This is a genomic window from Arthrobacter gandavensis (genome assembly GCF_015355785.1).
Classification (GTDB): Bacteria; Actinomycetota; Actinomycetes; order Actinomycetales; family Micrococcaceae; genus Arthrobacter_B; species Arthrobacter_B gandavensis_A.
In genome coordinates this window covers 878417-898792 of the sequence record NZ_JADKYW010000005.1, presented here as the reverse complement: position 1 = coordinate 898792, position 20376 = coordinate 878417, and the positions used below count along the sequence as shown (strand labels likewise).

20 protein-coding genes and 1 other RNA gene are annotated in these 20376 nt (G+C 66.4%); 8 read left to right on the top strand and 13 right to left on the bottom strand.

The window, feature by feature from the left end; all coding sequences use genetic code 11:
* Positions 1-69: 69 nt before the first annotated feature.
* Both ITX31_RS09310 and ITX31_RS09305 read right to left on the bottom strand, forming a co-directional pair.
* Complete coding sequence (locus tag ITX31_RS09310; RefSeq protein WP_194783111.1) at positions 70-1317, bottom strand: M20 family metallo-hydrolase; 1248 nt, start codon at positions 1315-1317, stop codon at positions 70-72.
* On the bottom strand, positions 1314-2978 hold the full coding sequence (locus ITX31_RS09305) for an amidohydrolase (RefSeq protein ID WP_194783110.1): 1665 nt from the start codon (positions 2976-2978) through the stop codon (positions 1314-1316). Before ITX31_RS09305 ends, ITX31_RS09310 begins: the two co-directional genes overlap by 4 nt.
* A 154-nt stretch (positions 2979-3132) precedes the next feature.
* Between ITX31_RS09305 and ITX31_RS09300 the strand changes: the two genes are divergently transcribed.
* A complete protein-coding gene (locus ITX31_RS09300) occupies positions 3133-4314 on the top strand; it encodes a helix-turn-helix domain-containing protein (protein ID WP_194783109.1) in 1182 nt (393 codons plus the stop codon).
* Positions 4315-4459: 145 nt separating this feature from the next.
* A complete protein-coding gene (locus tag ITX31_RS09295; protein ID WP_323745628.1) occupies positions 4460-5788 on the top strand; it encodes an MFS transporter in 1329 nt (442 codons plus the stop codon).
* A 145-nt stretch (positions 5789-5933) separates the two neighbouring features.
* Here ITX31_RS09295 and ITX31_RS09290 read toward each other — a convergent pair whose 3' ends face one another.
* Positions 5934-6506, bottom strand: coding sequence for a GNAT family N-acetyltransferase (locus tag ITX31_RS09290; RefSeq protein WP_194783107.1), 573 nt, complete (start codon positions 6504-6506; stop codon positions 5934-5936).
* Between the two features lie 132 nt (positions 6507-6638).
* On the opposite strand from ITX31_RS09290, the gene ITX31_RS09285 reads away from it, so the two are divergent.
* Positions 6639-7100, top strand: coding sequence for a TetR family transcriptional regulator (locus tag ITX31_RS09285; RefSeq protein WP_194783106.1), 462 nt, complete (start codon positions 6639-6641; stop codon positions 7098-7100).
* A 3-nt stretch (positions 7101-7103) separates the two neighbouring features.
* On the opposite strand, the gene ITX31_RS09280 is transcribed toward ITX31_RS09285, so the two are convergent.
* The 4 genes from ITX31_RS09280 to ITX31_RS09265 form a co-directional block, all read right to left on the bottom strand.
* Positions 7104-7907, bottom strand: coding sequence for an ABC transporter permease (locus ITX31_RS09280; RefSeq protein ID WP_194783105.1), 804 nt, complete (start codon positions 7905-7907; stop codon positions 7104-7106).
* A 9-nt stretch (positions 7908-7916) separates the two neighbouring features.
* Positions 7917-8831 (bottom strand): ABC transporter permease, encoded by a 915-nt coding sequence (locus tag ITX31_RS09275; protein WP_194783104.1) that lies wholly within the window; start codon positions 8829-8831, stop codon positions 7917-7919.
* Positions 8832-8976: 145 nt separating this feature from the next.
* Positions 8977-10179 carry an extracellular solute-binding protein gene (locus ITX31_RS09270; protein ID WP_194783103.1) on the bottom strand — a complete coding sequence of 401 codons (1203 nt, stop codon included), beginning with the start codon at positions 10177-10179 and terminating at the stop codon, positions 8977-8979.
* Positions 10180-10252: 73 nt separating this feature from the next.
* Positions 10253-11314: an ABC transporter ATP-binding protein gene (locus ITX31_RS09265; protein WP_194783102.1), complete on the bottom strand. Its 1062-nt coding sequence runs from the start codon at positions 11312-11314 to the stop codon at positions 10253-10255.
* Positions 11315-11476: 162 nt separating this feature from the next.
* Here ITX31_RS09265 and ITX31_RS09260 point away from each other — a divergent pair, with 162 nt between their 5' ends.
* Together ITX31_RS09260 and ITX31_RS09255 are read left to right on the top strand one after the other, a co-directional pair.
* A complete protein-coding gene (locus ITX31_RS09260) occupies positions 11477-12265 on the top strand; it encodes a GntR family transcriptional regulator (protein WP_194783101.1) in 789 nt (262 codons plus the stop codon).
* The gene (locus ITX31_RS09255; RefSeq protein ID WP_194783100.1) at positions 12262-13017 is read left to right on the top strand and encodes a hypothetical protein; all 756 of its coding nucleotides are present in this window, start codon (positions 12262-12264) and stop codon (positions 13015-13017) included. Before ITX31_RS09260 ends, ITX31_RS09255 begins: the two co-directional genes overlap by 4 nt.
* A 90-nt stretch (positions 13018-13107) precedes the next feature.
* Here ITX31_RS09255 and ITX31_RS09250 read toward each other — a convergent pair whose 3' ends face one another.
* Positions 13108-13707, bottom strand: a complete 600-nt coding sequence (locus ITX31_RS09250) for a YczE/YyaS/YitT family protein (RefSeq protein ID WP_194783099.1) — start codon at positions 13705-13707, stop codon at positions 13108-13110.
* Positions 13708-13792: 85 nt separating this feature from the next.
* A complete protein-coding gene (locus tag ITX31_RS09245) occupies positions 13793-14464 on the bottom strand; it encodes a nucleoside/nucleotide kinase family protein (protein WP_228529118.1) in 672 nt (223 codons plus the stop codon).
* Between the two features lie 32 nt (positions 14465-14496).
* Between ITX31_RS09245 and ssrA the strand changes: the two genes are divergently transcribed.
* From ssrA to ITX31_RS09230, 3 genes are all read left to right on the top strand, one after another.
* Positions 14497-14865, top strand: a transfer-messenger RNA (tmRNA) gene (gene ssrA, locus ITX31_RS09240).
* 90 nt (positions 14866-14955) lie between these two features.
* Positions 14956-15678, top strand: a complete 723-nt coding sequence (locus ITX31_RS09235) for an AAA family ATPase (RefSeq protein ID WP_194783098.1) — start codon at positions 14956-14958, stop codon at positions 15676-15678.
* A 96-nt stretch (positions 15679-15774) separates the two neighbouring features.
* Positions 15775-16611 carry an SDR family oxidoreductase gene (locus ITX31_RS09230; RefSeq protein ID WP_194783097.1) on the top strand — a complete coding sequence of 279 codons (837 nt, stop codon included), beginning with the start codon at positions 15775-15777 and terminating at the stop codon, positions 16609-16611.
* 2 nt (positions 16612-16613) lie between these two features.
* Here ITX31_RS09230 and ITX31_RS09225 read toward each other — a convergent pair whose 3' ends face one another.
* From ITX31_RS09225 to ITX31_RS09210, 4 genes are all read right to left on the bottom strand, one after another.
* Positions 16614-17087 (bottom strand): GtrA family protein, encoded by a 474-nt coding sequence (locus ITX31_RS09225; protein ID WP_194783096.1) that lies wholly within the window; start codon positions 17085-17087, stop codon positions 16614-16616.
* 144 nt (positions 17088-17231) lie between these two features.
* Positions 17232-18830 carry an ATP-binding protein gene (locus tag ITX31_RS09220; RefSeq protein ID WP_194783095.1) on the bottom strand — a complete coding sequence of 533 codons (1599 nt, stop codon included), beginning with the start codon at positions 18828-18830 and terminating at the stop codon, positions 17232-17234.
* Positions 18827-19645: an alpha/beta fold hydrolase gene (locus tag ITX31_RS09215; RefSeq protein ID WP_194783094.1), complete on the bottom strand. Its 819-nt coding sequence runs from the start codon at positions 19643-19645 to the stop codon at positions 18827-18829. Before ITX31_RS09215 ends, ITX31_RS09220 begins: the two co-directional genes overlap by 4 nt.
* Before the next feature lie 139 nt (positions 19646-19784).
* Positions 19785-20321 (bottom strand): dihydrofolate reductase family protein, encoded by a 537-nt coding sequence (locus ITX31_RS09210; protein WP_194783093.1) that lies wholly within the window; start codon positions 20319-20321, stop codon positions 19785-19787.
* Positions 20322-20376 lie beyond the last annotated feature (55 nt).

Here is a 20376-nt window from a genome sequence, read left to right as displayed (position 1 = left end):
CGCTGGCGGTGCCTGCGAGTCTACGCGCCGGGCCCGGGGACCCAGAAGGGAGCCCGGACCCGCGCCGGGCTAGTCTTCCACCGAATCTCCGCGGACCAGGCGTTGCGCCACCTCCGTGAGGAGCTCGACGCCGCGCACGGCGTCCTCATCGCGGGTGAACTCGGCTTCGTTGTGTGAGATGCCTTCAACGCTGGGCACAAACAGCATCACGGTGGGTACGTGGTCCTTGAGGTTGGTGGAGTCATGCCCCGCCACGGTCATGATGTCCCGGTGGCTGAAGCCCAGCGCATCTGCCGCGGCATGGCCCAGCCGGACGCCGGACGGCTGGTAGGGGTTCAGCCCCCACTGATGGGTCAGTGCCAGGGAGACCCCGGTCCGGGACCGGGACTCGGCGTCGGCAATGCGCTTGTCCAGCAGGTCCATGGCGCGGGCGAGGACGGATTCGTCCGGTGAACGCAGGTCCAGGTTCATGACCACCTGGCGGGCGATCGTCACCGGAGAGTTGGGCAGGACCTGCAGCTGGGACACGGAACTGTGCAGCAGGCCCGGCTCGAACTCTTCGGTGAGGTCCCGGGCCGCGGCGATGACCAGCGACGCTCCGTACAGGGCGTCCCGGCGGTCAACCATCCGCGTGGACCCGGTGTGGGACTGGTCCCCGTCCACCGTGACCTGATACTTCGCGGCGGCCCAGGTCTTATCCACGATGCCTACCTGGGTGCCGGTCTCCTCGAGGATGCGGCCCTGTTCAATGTGGATTTCCGCGTACCGGGCAACGGAGTCCAAAGCCGGGGCAGTCCCCGGCGCGGACGGGTTGCCCAGTGCCTGGGCCACGGTGGTGCCGGCCAGGTCCGAGGTGGCACGGGCTGTTTCCAGGGACAGCTTTCCCGTGAAAACGCCGCTGCCCATCATGCTGGGGGTGAAGCGGCTGCCTTCCTCGTTGAACCAGTTCACCACTGCCAGGTTGAAGACCGGTACCAGCTCGCCTGCTTCCGCGGCGGCTGCTGCCCGAACCACTGCGTGGGCGGCGGCCAGCACCCCGTAAGCGCCGTCGTACCGTCCGGCCAGCGGCTGCGAATCAAGGTGCGAGCCGAGCAGGACCCACGGTGCTCCGGGCACGATTTCCGCCAGCCCAAACTGGTTGCCCGCCGGGTCAACGGCTTCGGTGAGACCGTGTTCGGCGAGCCAGATGCTGAACCAGGCGCGGACGGCGTGGTCCTCGGGTGTTCCGGCTTGGCGGTCGACGCCGCCTCCTGCCGTTGCGCCGAAGCTGGACATGACGGCGAAATCCGCCAGGAAACTGGAGTTGCTGGTGCTCATCGGACGTCCTTTGCTGCGTTGGGGAAGGAGGGGAGATTGGGATGTGAATAGCGGAGTTCGCCGCCCACCATGGTGCCCAGGACCTGGGTGGCGCCGATCCGGGAGGGATCAACCGTTGTGGGATCCTGGTCGAGGAAAACCAGGTCCGCGAGCAGGCCGGGGGAGAGGCTTCCCTTCTCTCCGGACGTACCGGTGGCTGCGGCGGAGCCGGTGGTATACGCCGCCAGCGCCTGTTCAGCGGTGATCCGTTCCGCAGGCCCGTAGGCCATGCCCGAAGGGGTCAGCCGTTCCACGAAGGACTGCATGACATCCAGCGGCCGCCCGTTGGAAACCGGACGGTCGGAACTGCCCGGCAGGACGGCGCCGCGGCGCAGCAGCCCGGCCGCCGGGTAGGAAAGCTCCGTGCGGGCAGGACCAAGGAGTTCCGCCATGCCGTCGCCGAATTCGGTGATGAAGTGGGGCTGCGGAACCAGGACGATTCCCGCCTCCGCAATCCGGTCCAGCTGTTCCGGGCGGACCACGCCGCCGTGCTCGATGCGGTTGGGGAAGCAGTTGGGACCGTACGTTTCCTGGGCCTCAATGATGATGCTGATGGCGTGCTCCACGGCCGCGTCGCCAATGGCGTGCATGGCAATCGGCCACCCTGCGCGATAGGCGGCGAGGGCCGACTCGCGGAGCTCCCCGGCGTCCATCTGCAGGTAGCCGTGGTTGTGCGTGCAGCCCACGTAGTCCTCGGACATGTATGCCGTGCTGCCCAGCAGTGATCCGTCGCTGAAGATCTTCACCGGACCGATCCGCAGCCACTCATCGCCGAGTCCGGAGCGGATGCCCGCATCCAGTCCCAGCCCGCCGCCGTCGTCCGTGTGTCCGGAAAGCGGACGAAGGGCATCAAGCACCAGCATGGGCTGCATCCGTACCGAGAGCAGTCCCTTGTCCCGGGCGGACAGGTAGGCGCCGAACTCGCGGGGGGAGTGGCCGATCCAGCCGCCGGCGATTCCGGCGTCGGTGACACTGGTGATGCCTTCGGTGAGGTAGTGCGCCGTGGCCAGTTCCAGGGCCTTTTCGATGGTCTCCAGCGGATACGGCAGCATGAGCTCCTGGACCAGCCGCATGGCGTTTTCCTCTAGGAGGCCGGTGGGCCGGCCGTCTTCGCCGCGGACAACGACGCCGCCGTCAATCTCCGCTGCCAGGTCCTGCGTCCGGGCCACCAGGTCCAGGGCAGTGCCGTTAAGGGTGCAGGCGTGGCCGGAGGAGTGCTTGATCCACACCGGCCGGCCGCCCGAAGCCTCGTCCAGCCGGTCCCGGTCCGGCTGGGCGCCGCCGAGCAGGAGGGGACTGAAGCCCGAGGCGACGACCCAGTCATCGGGCGCCAGCTGGTCTGCGGCAGCGGATATCGCCGAATAGACGTCGTCCAGCGAGCGGGCATCCCCCAGTGCGGTTTCCATCAGCCCGAGCCCGAACCACACGCTGTGGCTGTGCACATCGTTGAAGCCGGGCACCACGGTCAGCCCTTCGGCGTCGAACACCGCGCGGGCGGGGAGCTCGATGCCCGGGTCCACGGCCAGGATCCGGCCGCCAAGGATGGCCAGGGTGCCGGCACGCGGATGTGCCGGGTCCTGGGTGAGCACCTGGGCGTTGGTAATCAACAGGTCTGCAAGCATGGGTTCCTAGCCGTTGTTCCGTCCCCACGGCGACGCATGGAAACGCACAGCCTGCTGGGTGTTATTCCCATTCAACTATGGCTAAATGTCTCGCTCAATGGACATAAGCCGCCATAGTTGGCGGATAAATTATGCATATCCATAAAGTGGCAGGATGACCGAAATCCCCCTCCCGGCCCTGGTTCCCTCGCCCCGGGCCTTCCCGCTCGAAGCTCCCGCCGGGCACCAGTGGGAAGACCTGATCCGGCGGCTGTGGACCCAGCGCGATTCGCTGGTTACCGACTTCCTTTCCAGGTTCGAAGCCGTGTCCTATGACGATGCGCAGGTACCCGTGGAGGACGTCTACCAGACGGCCGTGGACACCATGGACATGTTCCTGTACCAGATGGCGGGGCTGGAGCTTCCGCCGGACCTGCGTAACCTGCCGCGCGAGGTAGCCACCCGCCGCGCGTCCCAGGGTGTGCCCCTGCAGTCCTTCCTGGAAGCCGTACGGAATGATTTCCGCGTCTTGTGGAAGGGCCTGGAGCGAGTCGCGCACGGGGACGGCGTCAACGTCCTGGTGTCCAACATGGACCGGGTGATGGACGTGGTGGAAGGCTACGTGTCGAGCATCCAGCAGTCCTTCGTGGAGGCAGAAGCGCTCCTGGCCCGGGACAAGCAGCTCTACCGCCAGCGCCTGCTCTCCCGGCTGTTCGGCGGAGAACCGAAAACACCGCAGGACCTCGAGGATATTGCGGCGGGGCTCGGGGTCAAGGCGGCGGATTCATTTGAGGTCCTGGCCGTGATCGGAGAGGCCGTGGCCGAGGCGCAGCGCACGTTCCTCCATGACCGGAGGCTGCATTCCTATGAACGGGCGGGGGTCCTGTACATCTTCCGGCAGCGCCGTGCCGGCTCCTGGCAGCAGGAGCCGCCTGGATTCGCCGCAGGCTACGTGCCGGACATTTCGGGACTGGCGGCAGTACCTGCCGCCGCATCATCGGCCCTGGTGCTGGCACGGAGCGGCGGTCCGGGCCTGCAGACCGTCCAGGAAGCCTGGCAGCGGATCGCGGCCGAACTGCTGGAACAGACGCTGCCGGGTTTCTGCTCCGGCGTCCAGGAGGCACTGCGCAGGTGCACGGACCACGAGCGGGCCAGGCTGCTCCAGGTGGCTGAAAGCTACGCCCGCACCGGTTCAATCAAGGAAACAGCCGAAGAGCTCTACTGCCACCGCAACACGGTGGTCAACCGGCTGCATTCGCTGCAGCAGGTCATTGGGCTGGACCTGGCTGTCCCGGGGGAAGCCGCCTGGGCGCTCATAGCCCTCAGCACCCTCCCGGAATACCCACGCACTGTATAAATGCCCAATTTCCGCGTAAAAGGTGGGTGAAATTTGTCATTGTTTGGTCAATTGCCGCCTGACTACGCTCAGTGAGATACCTCCCACTCCGGCCCGCATGCCCCCCACTTCAGCGACGCGGCCAGCTCGAAAGGCAACATCACTCGTGACTAACACCACTCGATCAGGGGAACGCGGCGCGCCCGTGACCATCTCCGGAAAGGACGCGGGCACCATTGCCCGCGCCTCCTTCGTCGGAACCGCTCTGGAATGGTACGACTACTACCTCTTCGGCACAGCGGCAGCGCTGGTCTTCAACCGCCTGTTCTTCACCACCATGGACCCCACAGCGGCGCTGCTGGCCTCCTTCGCCACTTTCGGCGTCGGCTTCGCTGCCCGCCCCATCGGCGCCGTCCTCTTCGGCTACATCGGTGACAAGTTCGGCCGCCGGCCGGCACTGCTGGCCACCATCGTCATGATCGGCATCGCCACCGGGCTGATCGGCCTGCTGCCGGACTTCGGTTCCATTGGCCTCGCAGCACCGATCCTCCTGGCCGTCCTGCGGCTGGTCCAGGGCCTGGCCGTCGGCGGTGAATGGGGCGGTGCCGTCACCATGGCCATCGAGCACGCACCGGTGGAGAAGCGCGGCCGGTTCGCCGCCCTGGTCCAGGTCGGTTCGCCGGTAGGTACGCTGCTCTCCTCCGCAGCCTTTTCCCTGGTGCTCCTCTTCCCGTCGGAGACCTTCGACGCCTGGGGCTGGCGCATCCCGTTCCTGATGGCCTTCCCGCTGCTGCTCATCGCCCTGTGGATCCGCATCAAGGTTGAGGAATCCCCCATCTTCAAGGACCTCCTGGCACAGGAGGAAACCTCCAAGGTTCCAGCCCTGGACGTCTTCCGCAACGCCGGCGGCCGCCTGGCCGTTGCCGTGATGGCTGCGCTGCTGGGCGTGGGCGGCTTCTACATGATCACCACCTTCATTGTCAGCTACGGTTCCAACACCCTCGGCGTGGACCGGCAGGTCATGGTCAACGCCACGCTGATCGCGGCCGTCGCCCAGATTTTCGTCACTATTGCGATGGGCCGGCTGGCCGAGAAGATCGGCCCGGGCAAGGTCACCATGTGGGGCGGCATCCTCACCGCCGCCGCGGCCTTCCCGATCTTCGCGATGGTGGACACCAAGTCCACCCTGATGATCACGCTGGCCATCACGCTCGGCATCGTTCTGATTGCCGTGGCCTACGCCGTCAACGGCGCGCTGCTGACAGAACTGTTCCCGCCGAAACTGCGCTACTCCGGTGTTGCCCTCGGGTACAACATCGCCGGCGCCACCAGCGGCTTCATGCCCCTGCTAGCCACTGCCATGCTCGGGTTCTCCGGCAACCAGTCCTGGGGAGGAGCGCTCATCCTGGTCATCATTGCCCTGGTCACCGCTGTTGGCGGATTCCTCGGCGAGCGGCTGCGTGTGCAGGACAAGCGGATCGTTTCCGCGGACTAACCCCGCCGCCGGGCTGAGAGACGGCACCCAAATCCGGCCGGCAGGAAGTATCCGTTCCCCCATGGACTTCCTGCCGGCCTTTCCAGGCAAGGCCCCGCCGGTTCCCCGCGGCGGGGTCTTTTGCCGTCCGCGGGAGCCTGCACCGCTAGAGTGTCAGCCGCATCAGTACCCGCGGAAAACCGCCAAGGACGGAGTCGGTGTCCGCAGCTTTCGTGAAGCCGGCTGCTTCGAAAACGCTGCGAGTGCCAACGTAGGCCATGGTCAGTTCGACTTTCGCGCCCTGGTTATCCACCGGATAAGCCTCGACGGCGGGTGCCCCGTGCCCGCGGGCGAACTCGACGGCGCCCGCCACCAGCGCATGCGAGATTCCCCTGCCGCGATGGCCGGGACGGACCCGCACACACCACAGGGACCACACCGGCAGGTCATCAACGTGCGGAATCTTCCGGCTCCTGGCAAACGAGGTGTCCGCGCGCGGATGGATCGCCGCCCACCCGGCCGGCTCTCCGTCGTCGTAGGCCAGGACGCCGGGCGGCGGCTCCTGCCGCACCAGGTTCCGGACGTATTCCCCGCGGGCCGGGCCGCGCAGTTCCTGGTTCAGGCGGGAGGAAGCCAGCCGGTAGCTCAGGCACCAGCACACGGTGGAATCGGCACGCCGGGGCCCCAGCACAGCCGCAGTGTCCGCGAAATCCGTGGCGGCCCGCACCTCGATCGGCATGGCCAAAACCATACTCCTGATGCCTGGCTCACAGAAGCTGAGATCCCCGCGGAAAGGGGCTAGACTAGCCGGTTCATCCGGCAGATTCCCTGCCGGAAGACACAAGCATTAGGAAAAAGAAAAGAGAGCGCAATGTTCGCCGCTGGAGCGTCCATTACCGAGATCGAGCAGGACGTCGAGGACATGATCGTGCAGCTGGTGCACCGGCTGGGAGACCTGGCCGATGCGGATCCGGATCCGGTGGGAGCCCAGGAGCGTGCCTACATCAAGGCCTTCTCCGACGTCCGTGCCAACAGCTCCATGGACCAGGCTGCGCTGCTGCAAACAGCCATCAGCCGGCCCAATCTGGCCGAATCCCTGCTGTACCTGAACCGCCGCCTGGATGCGGCGAACCTGGGTCCGCGGGATCCGGCCGGAATCATCGGCGTCATCGTCCGCCTGGCCATGGACGGGCTGTGGGTCAGCGACATCCTGGACTCCAGCCGGTTCACCAGGCCTGAGCGCGAGCGGATCACCCGGCTGCTCACGGCCCTCTCCCGGCTGAGTGACGAGCGGATGGCGGAGCTGCTCCCGCAGTGCGCCGCCACCCGCTAGCGGTCACTTCTTGTCATCCCCGGTGAGGCGCTGGGACAAGTAGACCGGGATCATCGACGCCACGATCAGCACGGCGGCGATGACATTGACCACCGGTGCCTGGTTGGGCCGGGCCATGTTGTTGAAGATCCAGATCGGCAGCGTCTCGGTGCCGGGCGGCGCGGTGAAGGTGGTGACCACCACTTCATCGAAGCTCAGCGCAAAGGCGAGCAGCCCGCCGGCAACGAACGCCGAACGGAAGCCGGGGAACGTGACATGGAAGAACGTCTTCACCACGTTGGCGCCCATGTCCATGGCCGCTTCCTCGAGTCCGCGGTTCATCCGGCCCAGCCGGGCCTGGACGTTGTTGAACACCATCACGATGCAGAATGTCGCGTGGCCAACGATCACCGAGAAGAGTCCCAGCCCAATGCCCAGCGGTTCCAGCACGGTCTTGAACGTGTTGTTGAGGGCGACGCCGGTGACGATGCCGGGCAGGGCGATGGGCAGCACTACCAGCAGGTTGATGGTGTTCTTGCCGAAGAAGTCGTAGCGGGACAGCGCGAACGCCACCATGCTGCCCAGCACCAGCGCGATCACCGTGGCAACGGACGCGACCTTCAGCGAGGTCCACAGCGCTTCCCGGACGCCTTCGTTGTGCCAGGCGGCAACCCACCAGCGGGTGGTGAACTCCTGGATCGGGAACGCACCGGAGGTGGTGGCGTTGAATGAATTGGCGATCACCAGCAGCAGCGGCAGGTAGATCGCAGCCATGACCAGGCCGGCGAAGACCCGGAGGGTGATTTTGGCGGAAGCCGATAGCCTCATGGGTCTCTCCTACAGTTGCTTCAGGGCGCCGGACTTGCGGGCCAGGAACAGGTAAAGCACGACGACGATAATCGGCACGGTGCCGAAGGCTGCGGCGAGCGGCGGGTTGAGGTTGATGTTCGAGGCGATGACGGTGCCGATCACCTGGGTCTTGCCGCCGACGAACTGCGCCGCGATGTAGTCGCCCAGGCTCAGCGAGAAGGTGAAGATGGACCCGGCCACGAAGGCCGGCTTCAGCAGCGGCACCGCCACGGTCCAGACCGTGGACCAGGGCTTTGCACCCAGGTCCGAGGACGCGTCGAAGAGGCTGTCCGGGATCTGGCGGAAGGCGTTGTAGACCGGCACTGCCATGTAGGGGAACCAGAGGTACGCCAGCGTCACGACCAGCGCAGCCGTTCCGTAGCCCGGTCCGTTCATGCCCAGCGGCGCCAGCAGCCAGTCCAGCGGGCCGCCGGAGGAGAAGGTGATGCGCCAGGAAAAGACCTTCACCAGGTAGCCGGCCCACAGCGGGAGAGTGATGCCGATTGCCAGGGCCGCGCGCATTCTTGGGGACGCCACCTTCGCCATGTAGAGCCCCAGCGGCAGGGCCAGGGCGGCGCACAGGACGGTGACGGCCAGCGCGATGCCGATGGTCCGCAGGGCGGTCTGCTGGTAGGCGGGGACGGTGATGATTTCAATGAAGTTCTCCAGCGTGAACGCCGGAATAACCTTCGAGGTGAAGCTGTCCGTACGCCAGAATGCGGTGATGAACAGCAGGATCAGGGATCCGATGTAGAGCACGCCGAGCCAGCCCAGCGGCAGCAGGAGCAGGCCGGTCAGACGGGCCTTCGGCCGGGCGTAGAGCATGCGGGACAAGCGGTCGCCCAGGCTGTTCCGGGGCTGGGCCGGTGCCGACGCGGGCGGGGTTTCGTGAATTACTGCCATGGCGCTTTCCGGCGGAATTCCGCCGATTCTCCTCTTGGGCCGGGCCGGTGAACTGACAAGCCGCCGGAGCGGCTGGGTGGAAACCGGCGGGCGGGCGGCGTCGAACCGCCGCCCGCCGGTGGTCTTGCGGGACGGGCCGCTGGAACTAGCCCTTGACCTCAGTCCAGGCCTTGGTCCATTCCTGGTAGTTGGTGCAGGTCACGTCCGTGCGGCCGTCGACGCACTGCTCAACCGGAGTGGTCCACATCCAGACCTGCTTGTAGTAGTCCTCGTCCGTGGCGTGGAAGGTCTCGCAGTGGGCGGCGTTGGCTTCGGAACCTTCACAGGCCAGGGCGTTGGCCGGAGCCATGCCGAAGTTCTGCGAAATCTGGGCGTTGACCTCGGCCGATGAGGCGTAGTCCATCCACTTGTAGGCGCAGTTCGGGTTCTTCGCCTCAGCGGCGATCATCCAGGTGTCGGACCAGCCGGTGGCACCTTCCCTGGGCAGCACGGATTCCACCTTGCCGCCGTCGCCCTGGGCCAGGTTCACGATGACCTGCCAGCCGGTGCCCATGTGGGCGGTGCCGGAAGAGATGGAGCTGACGGCCTTCAGTGCGTCGTTCCAGTATTCGCCCACCAGGCCGTTCTGGGTCTTCAGGAGTTCGACGGCGGCGGCCAGCTGGTCCGCGTCCAGCGCGTAGGGGTTGGTAATGCCCAGGTCCGGCTGGGTGGCCATCAGGTACACGGCGGCGTCGGCGATGTAGATCGGGGAGTCGTAGGCCATGGTCTTGCCGGCGTACTCGGTGTCCTCTTCCCACACCGGAGCCCAGGAATCCGGGGCCTCGGCAACGTGGTCCGTGTTGTACATCAGGACGTTGGCGCCGCGGCCAATCGGAACGCCGTAGCTCTTGCCGTTGAGGGTGTCGTAAACCTGGCCCTTGAGCCCGTCGACGATGTTGCCGAAGTTGGGGATCAGCTCGGTGTTGATCGGAGCCACGTCGCCGCCGGCGATCAGGCGCAGTGATGCATCGCCGGAGGCGGACACCAGGTCGTACTCGCCGCTGCGCATCAGCTGGACCATTTCGTCCGAGGTGGCGCCGACCTTGCGGTTCACCTGGCATTTGGTCTCTTCTTCGAAGGCGCTGACCCAGTCGGCGTCGGGGTTGGTGGAGCCGTCTTCCACGAAGCCGGCCCAGGCAATGATGTTGACCTGGCCTTCGCTTTCGCCGACTTCCGATGCCATGGGCAGGTCCGGGACCTGGATACCGGTGGTGCCGGAGCCTGAGGTAGAGGCATCCCCGCCGCAGCCGGCCAGGACCAGCGAGAGCGAGGCGAGCGCTGCCAGCGGCAGGGCCTTGGGAATCTTCATGGTGAACCTTTCATAGTGGGTGCGGTGCGGGTGGAACTGGGCCGGCGGAGCGCCGGCCGGGAGGAGAAAAGTGTCAGGAGACGTGGAAGTTGAAGCGCGCGGGCCACTGGAGCTCGACGGCGTCTCCGCGAGAGGCGGCGGTGGCCCGGGAGTCGTTCTGCTCCTGGACAATGAGCCGGTCCCCGGTAGGCGTGGACGCGACGTAGCGGGTGGTGGGTCCGGTGTAGACGATTTCCTCGATGGTGGCGGGAACGGCGGAGAACCCCTCGGGCGCCGGGGTTCCGGGCGCGGCCAGGTGGATGCGCTCGGGGCGGATGCTGACCAGCCCGTCTGCGCCGGTCAGCCGCCGGGCCAGTTCTCCTTCCACGAGGTTGGTGCTTCCGAGGAAGGTAGCCACGAAGCGGGTGGCGGGGCGCTCGTAGAGGTCTTCCGGGGTTCCTACCTGCTCGACGTTGCCGTTGTTGAAGACGGCAACCCGGTCCGAGAGCGTCAGCGCCTCCTCCTGGTCATGGGTGACGAAGATGAAGGTGATGCCGACTTCTCGCTGGATCTGCTTCAGCTCAATCTGCATTTGTTCCCGCAGCTGCTTGTCCAGTGCGCCGAGCGGTTCGTCCAGCAGCAGGACCTGCGGGCGCAGGATCAGTGCGCGGGCCAGGGCGATGCGCTGGCGCTGGCCACCGGAGAGCTGGGAGGGCAGCCGTCCGGCCACCTGCGGCAGGCGCACCATTTCAAGAGCCTCGGCCACCCGGCGCTCGCGTTCGGCCTTCGGCGTCTTGCGGAGTTTCAGGCCGTAGCCCACGTTCTGCGCCACGGTCAGGTGGGGGAAGAGAGCGTAGTCCTGGAAGACCGTGTTCACGTTCCGTTCGAACGGTGCCTTCCCGGTGACATCGGTGCCGTGCAGGCTGATGGTGCCGCTGGTGACAGGCTCGAAGCCGGCGACCATGCGCAGCACGGTGGTCTTGCCGGACCCGGAGGGGCCCAGCAGGGAAAAGAATTCCCCGGAGCGGATGTCCAGGTCCAGGTCCCTGACGGCGGTGAACTCACCAAAGCTCTTGGTCACGGAGGAGAGGCTGATCGCGGTGCCGGAGAGCGCCTGGTCCTCGGCGGCTGGGGAGAGTGCAGTGCTGGCTCGCACGGTGGATCCTTTCACTTCAGCTGGAAGCGCCGAAGCGCCGTGTAAAGCTATGAAACCAGATGTTATATGTAATTCACGTCACTTCAAGTAAATTTCTTGTTACGGATGCGCGGCCCGGCACGCCGGCGCCGTCCGGCCCGCCAAGCTGGAAAGATCGTGAACATGCCCCAGAACTCCGCTCCGCAAAAACGCCTCCTCACCGCCGTCTTCGCTCCGCTGGGCGACGCCGGCAAGGCCAGCCGCGTCGAAGAGCGCATAGTCCAGGGGATTTCGGCCGGTGCGCTCACGGACGGTGACCGGCTGCCAACCGAAATGGAACTCGCCGCCTCGATGGGCGTGGCCACGGTTACCGCCCGCGAAGCACTGGCCGGCCTGCGGTCCAGGGGACTGGTTGAAACACGACGCGGACGCGAAGGCGGCACGTTTATTACGCTGCCTTCCGGAGACAGATCGGTGCTGGTGCGCCGCCGCCTCACCGGCATGAGCCGGGTTGAGCTGCGTGACCTCGCCATCCACTACGCGGCAATCGCGGCCACCGCCGCGGAGCTCGCGGCCGACGCAGCGGACCGCGGGGACGTGGAGGCGCTGGCCCAGCTGCTGGACGCCCCCGAGGGCAGCAGCAACCGAGCCGTCGGCGATTTCCTCCTTGAACTCGCCGCGCTCAGCCAGTCCGCCCGGCTGACCCGCGAATACGTGCGCCTGCACACGGAATACGGTTCACTGCTGGGCCTGGCCCACGCGGATCCCGGGTTTAACTCCGCGATGGTGGAGCTGTGCCGGGAGATCTGCGGGGCCGTGGCCGGCGCCGACGCAGCTGCCGCACGGTCCCTGGTCCGGCAGTATGTCCAGGCCTCGGTTGCCTGGCTGATCGATGAACACACCCGCCTTCACTCCTCCGCCGCCCTCACTACGGCAGAGAAACCACCCGCACCCGCCAGGAGGAAAGCATGAGCACTTCCCGTATTGACGCAGCAGGACCGTCCCCGGCAGCAGCGCCGGCGGACCTTGGCACGTTCTTTCGGGAACTGCTGGAAATCCTGCAGGAATGGAAACCCCGGCTGGAGGTTCTCTTTCGCGACCCCGCGGCCGCGCCCTCGCGCCGGGAAGTGGACGCCGTCGTCGAGCCCCTGACCGTTGCCCTGCTGCAGCGCACGGACTATCCGCTGGCCGGAGGCGGTTTCGTGGCAGCGCACAATGCCCTGGGTGACGCCCCCTGGCATATGGCCTGGTGGCAGGGCAGGAGCAAGGAAGTCCAGGTGCTTTCCTCCGTGGAGACCATGGGGGAGGCCTATTCACGGCGGGAGTGGTTCACCGTTCCCGTGGAGACCGGCGAGAGCCACGTAACCGGCCCGTATGTGGATTTCATCTGCACCGATGAATACACCGTGACCCTGACCTCCCCGCTCACCGTGGGCGGAAAAGTGGTGGGCGTGGTGGGTGCTGACGTATTCGTCGAGTCGCTGGAGGAAGTCCTGCTTCCGGACCTGCGCCGGGTGCATCCCAAGGCGTCGCTGGTGAACCGGGTGGGTAGGGTAGTGGTCTCTGCAGACCCCCAGCTTGCGGCCGGACGGCTGCTGGTGGGGGACTGGCGCGAGGCTGCGGACCCGTCACGGATGGAACTGCGCGGACCGGAGCATGCCGGGCGGTTCGCCGCGTTGCATCCCTGCGGGACACTGCCGCTCGCCGTCGCCGTCCCGCTCTAGCGCTTCGTTCCCACCCCGAGAGGCCAGTTGCGGCTCTTCTCAGCCGTCAAAAAAGCCGTAAATGGCCTCTCGACGGGAGGGTGGGCGGTCTCAGGCGGCGGCGCGGGCCGGAATATGGAAGAACGGCACGGTGCGGTTGACCATTGGCCCGATCAGCAGCGCGAAGGCCACGGTGCCAAGGCCGACGGCGCCGCCCAAGGCCCAGCCGATGGCAAGAACCGTGACTTCGATGCCGGTGCGGACTGCCCAGATCGGCCAGCCGAAGCGGGCGTGCAGGCCGGTCATGAGCCCGTCGCGCGGGCCGGGGCCCATCCGCGCGCCGATGTACAGCCCGGTGGCGACCGCCAGCAGGGCCAGCCCGCCGGCAAACAGCAGGATCTGTCCCCACAGCTCGGCCGGCTCGTCCACCACGGCCAGCCCTACCTCAGCGCTGGGTCCCACCAGGAGCACGTTCAGTACGGTCCCCACGCCGGGCTTCTGCCGCAGCGGGATCCACAGCAGCAGCACCACCAACCCAATCAGGTTGGTAACCAGTCCGAACGCGATGCCGGTCTGCAGGCTGGTGCCCTGCGCCAGCACGTCCCACGGGGAGACGCCGAGCCCGGCCCGGATCATCATGCCGATGGAGAAGCCATAGAAGAAGAGGCCGGCGAGCAGCTGCAGCACCCGGCGGAGGAAGTTCGCGGACATGAGAACAACCCAACTCCCCTGCGGGCGGGAATCCAAAAAGTCGGGTTCCGCCCGGAGACATATTGGGTAACCGGCAGGGGTTCCGCTAGGCGCGGAGGCGGATGACGGCGTCGGCCTTTGCCGCGTGCGCTGCTACCAGATCCGCGTTGGCCTGATCACTTCCCAGCGCCCAGGCCCGCGCCGCGGCCGGTGCCTTGCCGAAGAGTTCGTGCCGTGCGGCAAGCCGGCTGGTGCGCTCGGTGTCCTCCAACGCCAGGTACCAGACGGCGTCGAGCCGGTCCCGCGCCTGCGGCCAGGCGCCGTCCGGAAGCAGCAGGTAGTTGCCCTCGGTGATGACCAGCGGGACGTCCCGCCGCACCGGCAGCGCAGATCCCACCGGTTCTTCCAGCTCGCGCCGGAACTCCGGCGCGTAGACCACCGGTTCGTCCGCCGCCCGGAGCCTGCCCAGCAGGGCCGCGTATCCGGCGTCGTCGAACGTTTCCGGCGCACCCTTCCGGTTCCGCGCCCCCAACGCTTGCAGCATCCGGTTGGCCAGGTGGAAACCATCCATGGGAACTACGACGGCGAGGTCCGGTCCCAGCGCGGCTGCCAGAGCGGCGGCCAGGGTCGACTTGCCCGCGCCCGGCGGGCCGGTGATGCCCAGGATGCGCCGGGGGCCGGCAGCCAGGGCACGGGCCTGCGCGGTGAGGTCCGCCAGCGTGCGGTCCAGGATCTGCATGCCACCATCTTCGCGCAGCGGGCTGGAATGTTTTGGCATAAAGGGTGGTTAATGGAGGTGCAACTAAATATGGGGATGATCGGTGTCGACGATGTTTGCCGTATCTGGGGAAGCGGGCCGAGGATGCAGGGTTATCTCGCAAACGCCCCCTGTAAACAAATAAGTGCCAAACCTATGCGCACTGACTTCGCCCTCGCCGCCTAGGCCAGAGTGAGTCCGTCAGACCGGAAACGCTTCCGTTCCGGATCCTGGCGTCGTTAAGGAAGCCACTGCCGGACACCGCTGCCGTTCAGGTGTCCGGGACTCAATGAACGGATGGGCCCGGATCAGCCGCTCGCCTGCGAGATGGCCGGGGCCGAGAAAATCCGCAGCAGGATGCGCCCGGAGAAGCCCAGATACTCCAGCATCGGACGGGGGTTCGATTCCCCCCATCTCCACCAGGCTGTGCTCCGTCCCGACAGGCCGGGGCGCAGCTTTTTTGCTGTGTTTCTGCCTCCGTACGCCATTGACGCCGCTGCAAGAATAGGCGCATGGCCCTGCACAGGTATCCGGTCCGCCGGCTCGAGGAAGACCCCGCACATGAGCTGGAGCGCGGTTCCTGGCCTGCGGTGCTGCCGCCGGTCGCCCAGATCCTGAACGAAGGTCTTGAACTGGGTCCGGCCACCATCCTCGTCGGCGAAAACGGATCGGGGAAGTCAACGCTCATCGAGGCGGTGGCCCTCGCCTACGGGTTGTCCGCGGAGGGCGGCTCGACGGGGGCGCGCCACACAACGCGCTCCACGGAATCCGTCCTGGCGGATCACCTGCGGCTGGTCAGGAATGCGGGGGCCGCACGGCGCGGATACTTCCTGCGGGCTGAAACCATGCACGGTTTTTATACCTACCTGGAAGAGAATCCCAGGAGCGGCCTGCCGGACATTCCCTTCCACGATATGTCCCACGGGGAGTCTTTCCTGCAGCTGGCTGCGGACCGGTTCCGGGGCCGCGGGCTGTGGGTGCTGGATGAGCCCGAATCCGCGCTGTCCTTCTCCGGATGCCTCAGCCTTCTTTCAGTACTCAAGGGGTTGCTGGCCGACGGCAGGTCCCAGGTCATTATGTCCACCCACTCGCCGCTCCTGGCTGCCCTGCCGGGGGCGGAAATTCTGGAGCTCGGGTCTTGGGGCCTGCGCAGGCGTGCCTGGGAGGAGCTGGACCTGGTGGGGAACTGGCGGTCCTTCCTTGCCTCACCGGAGCGGTACCTTCGCCACCTCTAGGAACGCAGGCCGTGACTTCTGCGCCGCCGGGTAGTTGGATGTGCAGATGGGCCGTTGATCAGGAGCGCAGCGCTCCGGCGGCCACGAGGAGGTTCCATGGGACGGGTCAGTGGCAAGACGGTTTTGGTCAGCGGAGGCGCGCGGGGCATCGGAGCTGCGGTGGTCCGCAGGCTCGCCGGTGAGGGTGCGCAGGTGGTGGTCGGAGACGTGCTCGACGCCGAGGGCCGGGATCTGGCGGAATCCCTGGGCTCTGCTGCGGCTTTTGTGCATCTGGACGTTACCAGTCCGGACGATTGGGCGGCGGCTGTCCGGGAAGCGGAAGATAAGTTCGGCGGCGTGGACGTACTCGTCAACAACGCCGGAATCGCGAACTTCGGCAGCATCGAGGACTACACGCTGGAGCAGTGGAATTCGATTATCGGCATCAACCTGACCGGGGTTTTCCTGGGCATCAAGGCCGTGGTGGAACCCATGAAGCGCTCCGCTGGCGCGTCCATCATCAACCTCTCCTCCACAGCCGGACTCCAGGGCTACAAGGACCTGCCGGGATACACAGCCGCGAAGTATGGGGTCCGGGGGCTGACCAAATCTGTTGCGATAGATCTTGGCCCGTACGGAATCCGGGTCAACTCGGTGCACCCCGGTGCGGTGCGGACGCCGATGACAGACGGACTGGAAGGAGGGCAGGAACATGTGGCGCTGCACCGCATGGGTGAGCCGGAAGAGATCGCCAACCTTGTGCTGTTCCTTGCCAGTGATGAATCGAGCTTTTCCACGGGTGCCGAATTCGTCGCCGACGGCGGAGAGACCGCCGGGCTGGCACGTTATGAGGTGGCGGAATTGAGTTCGGAGCCCGGCCAGGCGCCGTCGTCACCGGCGGGCGCGTCCTTTCCGGGCGAGCCGCCGGCAGCGCCGGAGCCGCCGGTCATGTGAGGCTAGCGCGGCAGTTCCGCGTCTTCGCGTTCGGGACTTCCGGTGCTGCCCTTCGGCTCAGTGAACACGATGTAGCGGTAGGCGAAGTACCGGAAGATGTTGCCCAGCAGGACGCCGACGACGTTGCCTGAAATGTTGTCGGCGAACTGGCTGGTGAAGCCCAGGACGTAGTGCGAGACAAAGAGGCAGCCGGTCGCAATGCCCAGGCCAATGAGGTTCGTCAAGGCGAAAAGGGCGGTCTCCGCCCGCACGCTCCGGCCCCGGGTGCGGCGGAAAGTCAGGTAGCGGCTGCCCAGCCAGGAAATGGTTGTCGCGACAACTACCGAGACGATCTTGGCGGAGATGGGATTGTCATCCAGGACGGTGGCAGCCAGGAGATTGAACAGGCCGATGTCCACCAGGAAGGCGACGGTACCGACAAAAGAGAACGATCCCAGTCTCCGGAAGACCCTCCGGGCCGTTGAGATGCCGTCCATGCTCCTACCAGTTCTTCTGCCGGCCCGGCGCGGGCCGGGGGTGGGGTCCTGCAGTCCGGCCGCAGGCCCAGGAACCACAGGAAGGGGCTCTGCCTCGATGTTTTCACATGCGCCAAAACGCGGCAAAATCGCCGCGCCCGGGTGTTACTGGCTCTGTGCCGGCAACCGCACAGTGAAGACGGTGCCTGCCCCGGCCTGGCTCTGCAGGGTAATGGTTCCGCCGTGGGCTTCGACGATGTTCTTGCTGATGACCAGGCCAAGTCCCACGCCGGGGATGGCGGCCTTGCGGCTGGTCCCGGAGCGGAAGAACTTGGTGAAGACCTCTGCCTGCTCGGCCTCCGTCATGCCGATGCCGGTATCGGAAACCTCGAACGTCAGGGTCTGCGGGGTGCTAGAGGCGCTCACGGTAACCCTGCCGCCGTCGGGCGAGTACTTGACCGCGTTCGAAAGCAGGTTGTCGATGACCTGGCTGATCCGCTGCGGATCCAGGAAAGCAGGAAGCTCGGCCGGGAAGTCGCGGACGAGCTGGACTTTGTTGATCTCCGCCCGGGGCGCCGCTGAGGTCAGGGAGCTGCCGAGCAGTTCAGAGAGATCAGCGGGTACGCGTTCAATGCTGCTCGGTCCCGCAGCGGCGGACAGCAGGTCGGAGACCAGCTCCAGCAGCTTTTCCGAATTGCGCAGCGCAACGCGCAGCGACGCCGCCACGTACGCGGGGATCTGGTCCTCGTCCTCCAGCGCCAGATCGAGGTAGCCCATGATCGAGGTCAGCGGCGTCCGGAGCTCATGGGACACGTTGGCCACGAAGTCTTCCTTAGCGGCCACCGCGTTCACAAGGCCCGTCACGTCGCTGAACGCCAGCACTGACCCTTGGAAATCGCCCTGGCGCTGGACGGAACGGGCGGTCACGGAGAACGCCCGCTGCGCATCACCGCAGCCGAACCACACCAGCTGGTCGGAGAAGGACTGGCCCAGGACGGTGCGGCGCACGGGCCGCATATCCGGCGGCAGGGGAGTGGCCCGGTCCGGTCCGGAGATCAGCAGCTCACACTCGTTCGCCTCCGCCTTGCCCGGCGGAAGGGCCCGGCGGTTGATGAAGCGCTGGCGCGAGTTGGTGAGAATCGTGTTTCCATCTTCGTCCACCACTGACACCCCCACCTCTACGGTGTCCAGCACGGTCTGGAGGAGGGATTCATTGCGGCGGCTTTCCGCCAGGCTTTCCTGCAGTACGCGGTCCTTCTCCTGCAGTGCCCGCTGCTTCTCCAGCACCACGGCTTCGGCGCTGGCCCGTGCGGCCTCGGCCTGCTCCGCCGTGCGGAGGGCGGTCACCAGCTCGCGCTCGTACAGACGGCGTTCGTGGGCATTAAAGACCACAACCCGGTCCATGGCGGGGCGGGACCCTTCGGCGGGCTGCCGATTGGCGGAGATCAGCGCTGGCAGGCGCGTGCCGTCCGCGCTGAGGAAATCCACGGCCAGTTCGGCGAAGGGCCGGCCGACGCCGAGTTGCGGCATGGCATGCGTGGAGTACACAATCCGGTCACCAATGGGCAGCAGGGACAGCAGGCTGGTGCCGATCAGGTCTTCCCGGGGACAGCCGACCCACGTGGCGAAGGTGGCGTTCACTTCGGCGATCGTCCCGTCCTCCAATGTCACCAGGTAGCCCGAAGGGGAACTGTGGAACAGCTCCTGGTAGTCCAGCGCGAAGCCGGGCGGGTGCAGTTCCGTCCCGGCGGGTGTCTCGCTCATGACTGGTTTCGCGATAGGTAGGCAAGAATGGCCTCCGCCGTTTCGGCAGGGGCGCTGACGTGCGGCAGGTGGCCGGTGGCCCGCAGCTGCACCAGGGTGGCGTCCGGCATCTGGTCGCGGGTGTAGGCGCCAATGTGGGGAGGAGCCAGCAAGTCGTCGGAGCACTGCAGGATCAGCGAAGGAATCCCGACATCCTTCAGCAGGCCGCGGACATCGGAGCGGAAGGAAACATCGGCAAAGCCCCGCGCGACGGTGGGGTCCAGCCGGCAGAAGCTGCCCTCCAACTCGTCGGTGAGTTCGGGGTTCTCCGGGTTTCCCATGATCATGGGTGCCATGGCGGCCGACCAGACGACGTAGTTCGCGTCCAGTGAGTCCAGCAGCTCATCAATGTCCCTGGCGCTGAAGCCTCCGGTGTAACCATCCTCGGGGCGGTCCATGTAGCTGGGGGATGAGGCCAGGAGGATGAGGTTCGCGAACCTCTCCGGTGCCTCGGCCACGGCTGCCACGCCCATCATCGCGCTGACGCTGTGCCCCACGAAGCTCACTTCGCGCAGGTCCAGCGCGGAGCAGATTTCCAGCACGTCCTGTACGTACCCGTCAAGGGATCCGTACTTTGCCGTGGTGTACGCAGCCTTGTCCGATTCGCCGGCGCCCACGTGGTCAAAAACGATGACGCGGTAATCGTCCGTGAAGAAGGGCAGGAGACGCCGCCACATCCCCTGGTCGCAGCCGAATCCGTGTCCGAGCATGACCACAGGGCCGGCACTGTTGCCTAAGATCCGGACATTGTTGCGGACGGAAACGTCAGTCGTCATGGGACGGCGGCCTTTGGTTGTGTTATGGGGGCGGTGGTGCTGGAGTGAACTTTACCGCTCCCCGGTGTCCTCGGCGTTGAATCCGGTCTTCGTGACACGCGTTTCCTGGACGGGGCCGGTGACCGCCCCGTGCCGTGGATTAGTCCCGGGCGAACCGCAGCTCCGCGGCACCGCCGTTGAAGGAGGTGGTGCCGATCAGATGCATGCGGCCGGTAGGGGCAGTTACCGGGAGCAGGCGCCGTCCGGATCCCAGTGCGACGGGCATGTAGGTGACCCGGAGTTCGTCGAGCAGCCCGGCATCCGCGAACTGGGCGGCCACGTCTCCGCCGCCCACCACCCAGACATTCCTGTCCCCGGCGAGGGCGCGGGCCTGTTCCAGGATCCTGCCGGGATCCCCGGCCGTAAACCGGACTCCTGTGCCGGGCGGAGCCTGCAGCTCACGGTGGGTCAGCACCAGGCATGGCAGATCGCCGTAATCCCAGGTGCCGGGCTGCTCGCGGCGGATCCATTCGTAGGTCTGCGCCCCCATGATGAGGGCGCCCACCCCGGCCATGAACTGGTCATAGTGTTCCTGGAATGCTGCGAAGCCAAAATCCAGCAGCCAGTCGAGGCTGTCGCCTTCGGTCGCGATGAAGCCATCCAGTGACGATGCGACGTAATAGATGACTCTTGGCATGCCCCGAGCGTACCGCCGGCCGGTGTGGTGAAGTTAGGGCTGGTTCCCTAGCCTC

Excerpts from the sequence above, each read along its gene's own strand:
- ITX31_RS09275 (WP_194783104.1), bottom strand. The coding sequence starts at position 8,831 with ATGGCAGTAATTCACGAAACCCCGCCCGCGTCGGCACCGGCCCAGCCC.
- ITX31_RS09300 (WP_194783109.1), top strand. The coding sequence starts at position 3,133 with ATGACCGAAATCCCCCTCCCGGCCCTGGTTCCCTCGCCCCGGGCCTTC.
- ITX31_RS09260 (WP_194783101.1), top strand. The coding sequence starts at position 11,477 with ATGCCCCAGAACTCCGCTCCGCAAAAACGCCTCCTCACCGCCGTCTTC.
- ITX31_RS09245 (WP_228529118.1), bottom strand. The coding sequence starts at position 14,464 with ATGCCAAAACATTCCAGCCCGCTGCGCGAAGATGGTGGCATGCAGATC.
- ITX31_RS09235 (WP_194783098.1), top strand. The coding sequence starts at position 14,956 with ATGGCCCTGCACAGGTATCCGGTCCGCCGGCTCGAGGAAGACCCCGCA.
- ITX31_RS09285 (WP_194783106.1), top strand. The coding sequence starts at position 6,639 with ATGTTCGCCGCTGGAGCGTCCATTACCGAGATCGAGCAGGACGTCGAG.
- ITX31_RS09255 (WP_194783100.1), top strand. The coding sequence starts at position 12,262 with ATGAGCACTTCCCGTATTGACGCAGCAGGACCGTCCCCGGCAGCAGCG.
- ITX31_RS09290 (WP_194783107.1), bottom strand. The coding sequence starts at position 6,506 with ATGCCGATCGAGGTGCGGGCCGCCACGGATTTCGCGGACACTGCGGCT.
- ITX31_RS09225 (WP_194783096.1), bottom strand. The coding sequence starts at position 17,087 with ATGGACGGCATCTCAACGGCCCGGAGGGTCTTCCGGAGACTGGGATCG.
- ITX31_RS09215 (WP_194783094.1), bottom strand. The coding sequence starts at position 19,645 with ATGACGACTGACGTTTCCGTCCGCAACAATGTCCGGATCTTAGGCAAC.
- ITX31_RS09210 (WP_194783093.1), bottom strand. The coding sequence starts at position 20,321 with ATGCCAAGAGTCATCTATTACGTCGCATCGTCACTGGATGGCTTCATC.
- ITX31_RS09230 (WP_194783097.1), top strand. The coding sequence starts at position 15,775 with ATGGGACGGGTCAGTGGCAAGACGGTTTTGGTCAGCGGAGGCGCGCGG.
- ITX31_RS09220 (WP_194783095.1), bottom strand. The coding sequence starts at position 18,830 with ATGAGCGAGACACCCGCCGGGACGGAACTGCACCCGCCCGGCTTCGCG.
- ITX31_RS09305 (WP_194783110.1), bottom strand. The coding sequence starts at position 2,978 with ATGCTTGCAGACCTGTTGATTACCAACGCCCAGGTGCTCACCCAGGAC.
- ITX31_RS09250 (WP_194783099.1), bottom strand. The coding sequence starts at position 13,707 with ATGTCCGCGAACTTCCTCCGCCGGGTGCTGCAGCTGCTCGCCGGCCTC.
- ITX31_RS09280 (WP_194783105.1), bottom strand. The coding sequence starts at position 7,907 with ATGAGGCTATCGGCTTCCGCCAAAATCACCCTCCGGGTCTTCGCCGGC.
- ITX31_RS09310 (WP_194783111.1), bottom strand. The coding sequence starts at position 1,317 with ATGAGCACCAGCAACTCCAGTTTCCTGGCGGATTTCGCCGTCATGTCC.
- ITX31_RS09270 (WP_194783103.1), bottom strand. The coding sequence starts at position 10,179 with ATGAAGATTCCCAAGGCCCTGCCGCTGGCAGCGCTCGCCTCGCTCTCG.